Raw genomic sequence first — 10,182 nt, forward strand, 5'->3', positions numbered from 1 at the left:
GGGTCACTGACAGGTCGGGACGCCGTCCAGCCAGGCCGGCCCCTGGATGTAGATGTTGGTGATCCACGCCTGGTAGTCCGGCAGGTACGACCAGGCGTCGTTGTGGTAGCCCTCGGCGTCCACCCACTGGGCGTGCTTCTGGCAGCTGATGCGGACCCGGGTCGGGCCGGGGAACTTGACGGCCCGCGGGCTCGTCGTGGACGGCTCGGTGTGCGTCCACACGTCCGTGCCCCAGGTGGAGAAGTTGGTGCCCTGGCCCGGTGAGGCGCTGATGCGCACCGCCCCGTTGTAGTCCCCGCCCGTCGTCAGGTTGCTGACCATCACGTGGGTGCCGGACTGCTTGGCCTGGACCATCTTTCCGGCGCCGAGGTAGAGGGCGATGTGGTGTATGGAGTTGTCGCCGCCCCAGGCCAGCAGGTCGCCGGGCAGCAGTGCCCCGGTGCCCTGTGACGCCGGGATGCGGGAGGTGACGCGCGGCGAGTGGTACTGGCTGTTCGCGTTCCCCGCCAGGATGTCCTGCCCGGTGGCCTGGGCGTAGGCGTAGCGGACCAGGCCCGAGCAGTCGAACCCGATGCGTTCCGGGTCGTGTTCGCTGGCCGGGTCGGTGGGGTCGACCTGGCCGTAGGTGGCGCCCGGCTGCGGCCCGTGGCCGCCGCCCCAGGTGTACCAGACGCCGATCTGCGTGCAGGCCGCCCGGACCGCGGCCTCCGCCGCGGCCGAGGCCCCCGTCGCCAGGACCCCGCAGGCGGCTTCGGCCTGCGTGGGGCGGGCCGACACCGCCACCGCCGGCGCGGGCGCCGCCGCCGCGGCGGGCGAGGCGACCGCCCCGGCGGCGCAGACCGCCAGGATGCCCGCGATGACCGCGGACCGCTTCGCTCTCGTGAGGATGGAGCGCATGTGGTTGTTCCCCCGTTTCGTCGTACCGCCGCAGGCGTGGTGGACCGAATGCGGTCACCGGCTGCGGTGGTTCGAGACTGGGGCGCGGCCGGGGCCCCTGTCGAGGCGCCACGCGTCGCCCGTGCAGGTGGGAAACGGGAAACCCCCGGGAAACGCCCCCGGGACGGCCGGGCCCGGGCCGCCCGCACGGCCGGTGCCCCGCGGCCGGCGCCCCGGGGGCCCCAACGGCCGCTCAGCGCCGGGCCGGACAGACGCGCTGGTACGGCTCGTCGGGCAGCAGCCGGGCCCACCGCGCGCTCCCGGTGTCACCCACCAGCCGGCACACCTCGGCCCCGCGCTCCGCGACGTCCGTGTTCCACAGCCGGACGGTCCCGTCGTTGCTGCTGCTCGCCAGCGTGCCCGGGAGCACGGGGTCGAAGACGACCCCCCAGACGGCGCCCGTGTGACCGCTCAGCGTGGCGATCTGCCGGTCGCCCACGGGGTCCCACAGCTTCACGGTCTGATCGCTGCCGCTGCTCGCCAGCACCGCGCCGTCCGGGCTGAACGCCACCGCGCGCACCGAGCCGTTGTGCCCCGCGAGGGTGCCGGCCGCCGTCCGGCGGACCAGGTCCCAGAGCCGGACGGTGCCGTCGTTGCCCCCGCTGGCCAGGGTGCGCCCGTCCGGGGCGAAGGCGATCCCGCGCACCGACCCGGTGTGGCCACGGAGCACCGAGCGCTCCGGGTGCCCGGGATCCCTCGCGTCCCACAGCCGCACCGTCAGGTCGTCGCTCCCGGTGGCGAGGGTCCGCCCGTCCGGGCTGAAGGCGACGGCGTTGACGAAGTCCTGGTGCCCTTCGAGGAGGTCCTCGCGCCGCCCGGAGCCCACGTCCCACAGCGCGACCGTGCGGTCGGCGCTGGCGGAGGCGAGCGTCCGGCCGTCCGGGGCGAAGGCGAGGGCGAAGACGGAACCGGTGTGCCCGGTGAGGGTCCCGGACGGCTTCCCCGTCGCCGTCTCCCACAGTCTGACCGTACGATCGGCGCCCGCCGCGGCCACCAGTCGCCCGTCGGGGGAGAACGCCACGGCGAACGCGGAACCACCGAGCCCGGTCAGGGTGTTGACCAGGCGGCGGTGGGCGGTGTCCCAGATGCGTACGGTGCCGTCCGCCGCGGCGGCGGCCAGCAGGCGCCCGTCCGGGGAGTAGGCCGACTGCCACGACTCGGCGAACGGCCGCGCGGCGAGGGCGGAGCGGCCGGGGTCCCACAGCACCACGGACTGGTCGAACCCGCCGGTCGCCAGCTGCTCCCCGGGCCCGGCGGCGATGGCCTGCACGTAGTCCGTGTGCCCCGACAGGGTGGTGATCACCTTGCGCGTGACCGGGTCCCAGAGCTTCACCGTGCCGTCGCCGCTGGCGCTGACGAGGGTGTCACCGCCCCGGGTGAACGCCACCGCGTTCACGTCGTCGCCGTGCCCGGTGAGGACGGCACGCACCGTGCCCGCGGGCAGGTCCCACAGGCGGACGGTCCGGTCCGCGCCGCAGGACACGAGCGTGCGGCCGTCCGGGCTGAAGGCGACCCCCAGCACCTGGTCGGTGTGGTCCGCGAGGAGCGCCACCTGCCGCTCCGCGCCGGTGCTCCACAGGCGCACGGTGCGGTCGGCGCCCGCCGAGGCGACGGTGGCGCCGTCCGGGCTGAAGGCGACGCCCATGACCGCGTCCTCGTGCCCGGTCAGGACGGTCCGGACCGTACCGTCGGGCAGGTTCCACAGCCGGACGGTGTGGTCGACGCCGCCGCTGGCCAGCGCGCGGCCGTCCGGGCTGAACGCCACCGAGCGCACCGAACCGTGGTGCCCCGTCAGCGTCGCGGTGATCCGGCGCGCGCCCGCGTCCCACAGCCGTACCGTGCCGTCCGCGCTCGACGTCGCCAGCCGCAGGCCGTCGGGGCTGAAGGCGACCGAGGTCACCGGGCCCGTGTGCCCCCGCAGGATGGCGACGAGGCTGCGGGTGGCGACGTCCCACAACCGGACCGTGGTGTCCGAACTGCCCGAGGCGATCAGCTTGCCGTCGGGGCTGAACGCGACGGAGTTGACCGGCCCCTCGTGCCCCCGCAGCCGCCCCGCGAAGTACTGCGCCTGCGTGCTCAGCAGCGCCCCGCGCGCCTGCGGGGTGCGGGCCGTGCCGTAGGCCCCCGCCGCGAGCAGCATCGACGCCTCCGGCTGCCCGGCGGCGAGCAGACCGGAGCGCACCGCCATCGCCTGGGACTGCGCGGTGCGCCGCTGGTCCACCGCCCGCGCCCGCTGCTGCACGGCCAGGGCCCCGGCGGTCAGCGCCACGGCGAGCAGCCCGGCCAGGGTGACGACCATGGCCCGGCGGACCCGGCTCTGGCGCCGCAGCGCCCGCTCCCGGCGGTCCTCCTCGGCCTCGCAGGCGGCGATGAACTCCCGCTCCTCGGGCCCGAGCCGCGAGCGGTCCGCGGCCCGGGCCGTCCACTCCCGTACGCCCGCCAGCCGCGTCCCCCGGTAGAGCAGGCTGGGGTCGCGGCCGGCCGCCCGCCACTCGGCTCCCGCCTCGGAGAGCTGCTGGCGCATCCGCAGCGAGGCCCGGTCCCGCTCGGTCCACTCGCGCAGCCGCGGCCAGGCGTGCAGCAGCGCCTCGTGGGTGATCTCCACGGTCTCGCCGCCCGCGGTCACGAGCCGCGCCTCGATGAAGGCGTCGAGGGCCCGGCCCCCGGCCCCGGGGTCCGGCAACTGCCGCAGCAGCCGCTCGCGCTCCACCGGTCTGCGGGTCTGGACGGCGCCCTCGGCGATGTGGACCAGGCGCAGGAGCAGCTCGCGCGACATCCGCCGCTCGGCCGGATCGAGGAGGCCGAAGACGGACTCGGCGGTCCGGGCGACCGCGCCGTGGATGCCGCCCGTCATCTCGTACCCCGCGACCGTGAGGGTCGTACCGGCTCGCTGCTGCCAGGTGATGAGCAGGGTGTGGGCGAGCAGCGGCAGCGATCCGGCATTGGCCGCGGAGCCGTCGCCGAGGTCGCGCAGGAGCAGTTCGACCAGGCCGCCCTCCAGGCCGAGGCCGGCCCGGGCGGCGGGACCGGTGATCGCCTCGCGCAGCTGCGCGCCGGACATCGGACCGAGGGCGAACAGCCCGTGGGTGAACACCTCGACGAGTTCCGGGTGATCGAGGCAGTGGCCGCAGAAGTCCGCGCGGATCCCGATCACCACGGCGGTCGTGGCGGCGGCGGTGCCGGTGGCGGTGGCCGCGCTGCCGGACGCGCCCGCGGCACCGGATTCGCCCGGCGCCCCGGCCAGCGCGTGCAGCACCCGGACGAAGGCCCGGCGCTCCCGCTCGTCCTCGCAGAGCGTGAACACCTCCTCGAACTGGTCGACGACGAGCACCAGCCCGGCCTCCCCGCGCGCGGCGGCCGCCGCCTCCAGCAGGGACCGCGGACGCTCGGCCAGCCCCTCCGGGGTGATCTCCGCGGCCGCCGCGCCCAGCACCTCGGCCGCGCAGCGCAGCAGTTCCTTCAGCGGATGGGCGCCCGGCGTGCACACCACCACCGGCCAGTCGCTCGCCCCCGGCACCGGCAGCACCCCGCGCCGCAGCGCCGGCAGCAGGCCCGCTTTGAGGAGCGAGGACTTCCCCGCGCCCGAGGGGGCCACCACGGCCAGCGCGCCGCGCCCGGTCCGCCCGGCCAGCCGGGCCGCCAGCTCCGCCGTGTCACCGTCGCGCCCGAAGAACCACTCGGCGTCCCCGGGCCCGTACGCGGCGAGCCCCCGGTAGGGACAGACCGCGGCGGATCCCTGGGGCGGGCCGCCCGCGCCCGTACGAACGGCCTCCGCACCCGCGGCCCCCGGCGCCGGGCGCTGGGCCGGGACGAGCCGGGCCAGCTCGCCTCCGGCGTCGAGCGCCTCGTCGCAGCGGCGGGCGAGGTCGGGGGTGGGCGGCTTCCCACCGTTCTCGATCTTGCTCAGGTACCCCTTGCTGTAGTGAACGGAGCGGGCAAGAGCCGAGAGCGACATCTTGCGCAGCTGGCGCAGGCGCCGCAGCTCCGCCGCGAATCCATCGGTCGTCCCATCGTCCGTCGGCACGGGGCGTACTTTCCCGCACGGGAGGGACGTACGCCTCGGCGGGAGGAGTTCCTCCGGTTGTCCGCATGCCCGCCCGGCCGCGGGGGTCCGCGCGCCGCCGCTACGCGTAGGGGTCGAAGGGGATGGGCGGTTTGGCGGCGTTCAGGGCGTCGCCGAAGCGGCCGTCGGTGATCTTGATGGTGGCCGAGCCGAAGTCGGCGTTCATCAGCTTGTCGCGCAGACCGGCCGGATAGCCGTTCCAGCCGACCAGGCGCGGGTAGAACCAGGCGCCGGTGTGGTTCTCCGGCGGCTCGTCCCGGGAGTTGGCGAGGCGGAAGAAGTGGGTCGAGACCCCGTCCTTGTGATAGACGGCCTTGGGATGGGTCCCGTCGAAACGGACCTGGGAGGCGGGATACCACTTCCAGCCGCTGTGCTGCGAAGTCGACACGTACTGGACCTGGTTGTCCTTGATCCAGACCACGACGTGCTCGAAGTCGTGGCGGTGCCCGATGGCCGCCGGGCCGAGCGTGGCCTGGTCCTTCTCGAAGTAACTGGCGTACATGACCGCGCACCAGCCGTTGTCGCACTTCTCGCGCGCGTAGGTGTTCGAGTTCTGCAACTGCGTGGAGTCCCGGCAGTGCCCGTTCACGTCTCCGCCCGGCTTCAGACCGGGGTTGAGCCGCCCGTCGCCGCTGATGGCGGCGGTGGCGTAACAGCCGTCCCGGTCGTAGTCGTAGGCGGGGGAGAAGGTCTGCTCCAGGCCGTCCGCGTGCTGCGGCAGCGAGGGCAGTACGTCGGCGGTCGCGACGGCGGGCAGCGTCATCACGAGCGCGGCCGCGCCGAGACCCGCGGCGGCCAGGGCCCGTCGTATCCCGCCCCGGCGACCGGACGGCGTCGTGGACGACAGCAGAGTGCGCACATGAACTCCTCGACCTTGTGGGGGTGGTGGCATTCTGCGGGGCCCGCCCGGGGAAGACGAGGCCTGGGAACGGCTGTTCTCCGGATCCTCAATATCCGCGGTATGCCCGCCGTCCCGCGTCCGTTCGGTGTTTACTTCCGTTGCGTCGACGCGGGCGACGCGACCAGCTGGGGGGCGGGTGCAATGGTGAACGCAACGACGGAGCCTGGCCACGCGGAGGGCGCCGATGCCTTCCTGCGGCACATGATCTGGCGGTATCCGCAGCAACGGCAGCCCGTCATGGCCCTGCTGGGGCCGCGCAGTTCGGGCAAGTCCACCCTGCTGTCCACCCTGTCCCAGGGCTGCGGTTCGACGGTGGTGCACGCCCATCTCGACTTCAACGAGAACCCGGTGGACCCGGTGTCCGCCGCCGCCCTCGTCGCCTTCCAGATGATGCGCGGCTGGGACACCCTGCGCCGCAGCCCCGTCTTCCACCGCTTCGCGCTCGGGCTGCTCGCCCTCAACGAGAACCTGGAGACCGACCGCGCCCGGGCCACCGACCAGATCAGGAGCCTGATCCAGGCCTACACGCGGGGCACCCGGCCGGGCCGGTTCGCCACCCACGTGGAGGACGCCGCCGTCACCACCATGGACGTCGTGGCCACCGGAGCGCTGAGCCCCCTGGTGTCCGGGACCGGCCGCCAGGTCGTCGCCGCGGTCCGGGACCAGGCCCGGCCCGTCATCGGCTCCCTGCTCCAGAGCGCCGCCCGCTGGGGACTGCGCGACGCCCTGCGCTGGCACGTCAGCATCCCGGAGGCGGAGGCGGCCGGCTCCATCGACGCCCTGATCAGACTCAGCACCGCGTCCCGCTCGGCCGCCGTCGGCCCGCTCCTCGCCGCCTTCCTCGCCGACGCCCAGGACCAGGCGGAGCGGCACCCCGCCCTGCGGTCCACCTGCTCCTGCGAGGTCCCCGAGCAGGAGGCCGCCCGGGGGCGCCACGACCACGCGTGGGTCCTGCTGGTCGACGGGGCCCAGACCGCGGCCGGCCGCCGCTTCCTCGGCGCCCTCATCAACGCCCGCATCCGCAACCGGCAGACCGGCCCGGGCGCCTCGGCCGGGGCCGACCCGCTGGTGGTGCTCGCCGCCTGCGACCAGTGGCAGCCCGAATGGACCCACCGCTGGTGCGAACCCTGGCGGACCACACCGCTCGCGGGCACCTCACAGCGCCGCGTCCCGCTGCTCTCGCGCGCCGGCCGCGCCACGTGGGCCCGGGAGGGCGACGCGGGCGCCGCCGCGGACCCCGACTCGGTGGCCGCCCAGTGGTACCCGGTGTGGCTCGACCCGATGACCGAGGAACAGGTGGGGTACGTCACCGACGTCGCGGGATCCCTCGCGCCGCCGCTCGCGGCCTCCGTCGCCCACCGGCTCACCGGCGGCCACTGGGGCGCGGTCACCGCCGTACAGGAACAGCGCGAGGGCGCGCCGCCGGACGAGGACGCGACCCTGGCGGACAGACCCCTGCCCGCCGCCCTCGACACCGCGGGCAGACCGCTGTGGTCGCGGGCCCTGCAGGCCGGCCTGCCCGAAGGGCTCGCCGTGCCCGGCGCGCGCTGGACGCCCCCGCCCGCCATCGTGGTGGCGACCGCGTACCTCGCCGACATGCGCACCGCCGACGACCCGTGGGTCCCGGCCGAGCTCGCCGACCTCCCGCACAGCCTGGAGCTGCTGCGGCGCAACCTGTGGGTCAGTACGTACGCCCACGGCTCCTCCCGGATCCGCGAGATCGGCTGGGGCCCCGCGGACCGGCCGCCGGTCCTGCACCCCTGGCTGAGCCGGTGCGTCCTGACCGCCCTGGCCGCGGCGCCGCCCGAGCCGCTCGCGGGCGGCCCGTCCAGGACGCCGCGGGACGGGGACGCCGTCTTCGCCGACCCCTGGGACCAGGTCTTCGGCCGCCAGGCGCAGGCGCTGGCCGGGATGTCCGCCGCCCACGGCCGGCCGCCGGAAGCGGCCGAGGAACAGCGGCTCTTCTACGAGCTGTGCCTCGGCCGGTTCGCCCCGGTGGCCGAAGCGCTGGCCGCCCGGTTCGACCGCGACCACCGGGCGTGGGTACGCCTGCTCGACTACCTGGCGTCGGCGCCCTGCCGCCCGGTCCACCAGCGGTCCGCCCCCGAGGTGTACGCGCTCCTGCTCGCCGGGATCGAGGAGCGCGGCCGCGGCGTCGTGGCGGTGGCCACGGCCAAACTGCTGGCCCTGCTGTGGCTGTACAACGATCCGCTCACCGAGCACAGCCGCAGCTGGGACGCCCAGATCGAAGAGGGCTTCGAACGGCTCTCGCACAACTCCCGCCTGCTGGACGTCAGCGCCCTCCAGCAAGCGGGCGCGCTCTTCGCCTGACCCCTGCCGGCCCCGCCGCAGGGCGGGTCCGGGCGCACCGCTAGGAGAGTTCATGACCGTAGGTGTCCACAACCCCCGACTCGGACGGCTGCGCCGTCATCCGGTGCTCTCCCTGGCCGCCGCCCTCATAGTCCTCGCCGGGTGCGTCCTGGGCGGCAACTGGGTCTGGGACCGCGCGTTCCCGCCCGCCCTGAGCTGCGGGGCCGGGATGACCGCGGCCGGCTCGCCCCTGGCCTGCGTCGGCGTGAACCTCGACAGCGCACCCTTCACCAAGGCCGAACCGGCGCGCATGCGCACGCTGGAGGAGGCGATCAAGGGGTACAACGAGGCCGTCAAGGGGCCGTCCACCAGCGTGGTGCTGCTGCTCGACCTCTCGCCCGTCGCCGACCTGGACACCCTCACCTACGACTCGCTCTACCCCAACATCGAAGGAGCCGTCACCGCCGTCTGGCGCGCCAACAACACGGCCGCGTACGGCAGTACGCCCGGTGTGAAGCTGTACCTGGCCAACATGGGCAGCCAGTACGGCGCCTGGAAGGAAGCGGTGGCCAGCGTCGAGAAGCACGCGAAGGCCGAACACATCTCCGCCGTCGTCGGCCTCGGCCAGAGCACCGAGCAGACCCGGCAGGCCGCCGCCGCGATCTCCTCCCGGCTGCACATCCCCGTCATCGGCTCGACGGTGACGGGCACGTCGATGAACATCGACCCCGCCGACCCGGCGGGCAAGCGGCTGATCCCGGACATGTTCCGGGTCTCGCCCACCAACACCGACTCGGTGATCGCCGCCAACCAGTACGTGTCCGGGCTGCGCCCCGCCGTCAGCTCGCTCGCGGTGGTCGCCGACGGGGTCGCGGGCGACGACTACACCGCCACCCTCGCCGCCGAGGCCAAGGTCCGCTTCCAGGCGCCGAACCGCGCGGTCACCGTGCTTCCGTACACCTCGCCCCAGAGCCTGCCCAGCGGTTCCGGCCGACAGGACTATCTGGTCCAGCAGTTCAACCTGATGCACGCCAACCTCTGCCAGGCCGCGCCGTCCGTCCTCTACTTCGCCGGGCGCGGCCGCGACCTCGGGGCGTTCGTGCAGAACTGGGTCCAGGGCCCGCCCTGCGGGATCCCGACGCTGCACATCCTCGCCGGGGACGACGCCTCCGAGGCCATCCACGACGAAGCCGTCCTCAAGGGGGTCGCCTCCGGCCGGGTCACCGTCGCCTACACCGCGCTGGCCAGCCCCGACGAGTGGGGCACCGAATGCCCCGGCTCGGACGCGAAGCACAACTACGACCAGTTCTGGGCGGCGTACACCGGACGGCCCGACCCCTGCACCGGCCAGCGCCTGACCACCCAGGGCGACGCGGCGGCCCTCGCCCACGACCCCGCCGACCTCGCCAACGGCCAGGCGATGCTCACCCACGACGCCACGGTGGCCGCGATCAGCGCGGCCCGCAACGACAGCGCGGGACTGAAGGATCCGGGTCTGGAGACCGGTCTCCTGCACCAGTTCTACTGCGCGCAGATGCTCCCGGGCGCCAGCGGCTGGCTGTCGTTCGGCCCCGATGGCAACCCGGTCGGCAAGCCGGCACCGATCGTGCAGATCCAGCCGGACGGCAAGACGAAGACGGTCACCCTGACCTGGCCGAACTCCGCCCCCAACCTGAGCCTGCCGCAGCGCGGCGGCACGGGCGCTCCCGGCTGCTGAACGGCCGCCGGGGACCGGCGTGCGGGGGTGGCCGAATTCGCCTGCTGGCCCCGGCCGCCCCGCACCAGGAGGATGCTCCCCGCCGGATGGCCCATCAGGAGGGCGGGGAGCACATGGACGTACACCGCACACGGGGGCGGGACCGACGTGCCGGGGCGTGGTGCGCAGTACGCCCCGGTGATAGGCGTCGTCGAGGAAGGCGACCATGTCCCAGGGCAGCTGTCCGGTCAGCGGGAGCCAGAACCGGGAGAGGAC

At 74.7% G+C, this 10,182-nt stretch carries 5 protein-coding genes; 2 read left to right on the forward strand and 3 right to left on the reverse strand.

What is annotated here, in order from left to right; all coding sequences use genetic code 11:
* Nucleotides 1-3: 3 nt before the first annotated feature.
* The 3 genes from ABT084_RS27725 to ABT084_RS27735 all read right to left on the reverse strand — a co-directional run bounded on the left by ABT084_RS27725 (nucleotide 4) and on the right by ABT084_RS27735 (nucleotide 5,762).
* Nucleotides 4-897 (reverse strand): C40 family peptidase, encoded by an 894-nt coding sequence (locus tag ABT084_RS27725; protein ID WP_351049331.1) that lies wholly within the window; start codon nucleotides 895-897, stop codon nucleotides 4-6.
* Between the two features lie 232 nt (nucleotides 898-1,129).
* Nucleotides 1,130-4,960 carry an nSTAND1 domain-containing NTPase gene (locus ABT084_RS27730; protein WP_351049334.1) on the reverse strand — a complete coding sequence of 1,277 codons (3,831 nt, stop codon included), beginning with the start codon at nucleotides 4,958-4,960 and terminating at the stop codon, nucleotides 1,130-1,132.
* A gap of 100 nt (nucleotides 4,961-5,060) precedes the next feature.
* Nucleotides 5,061-5,762, reverse strand: coding sequence for an NPP1 family protein (locus ABT084_RS27735; RefSeq protein WP_351049347.1), 702 nt, complete (start codon nucleotides 5,760-5,762; stop codon nucleotides 5,061-5,063).
* 279 nt (nucleotides 5,763-6,041) lie between these two features.
* On the opposite strand from ABT084_RS27735, the gene ABT084_RS27740 reads away from it, so the two are divergent.
* A complete protein-coding gene (locus ABT084_RS27740) occupies nucleotides 6,042-8,231 on the forward strand; it encodes a hypothetical protein (protein ID WP_351049336.1) in 2,190 nt (729 codons plus the stop codon).
* Nucleotides 8,232-8,283: 52 nt separating this feature from the next.
* The gene (locus ABT084_RS27745) at nucleotides 8,284-9,927 is read left to right on the forward strand and encodes a type 1 periplasmic-binding domain-containing protein (RefSeq protein ID WP_351049338.1); all 1,644 of its coding nucleotides are present in this window, start codon (nucleotides 8,284-8,286) and stop codon (nucleotides 9,925-9,927) included.
* Nucleotides 9,928-10,182 lie beyond the last annotated feature (255 nt).

It is taken from the genome of Streptomyces sp. NPDC002138 (assembly GCF_040296485.1).
In the GTDB taxonomy this organism is placed as follows: Bacteria; Actinomycetota; Actinomycetes; order Streptomycetales; family Streptomycetaceae; genus Streptomyces.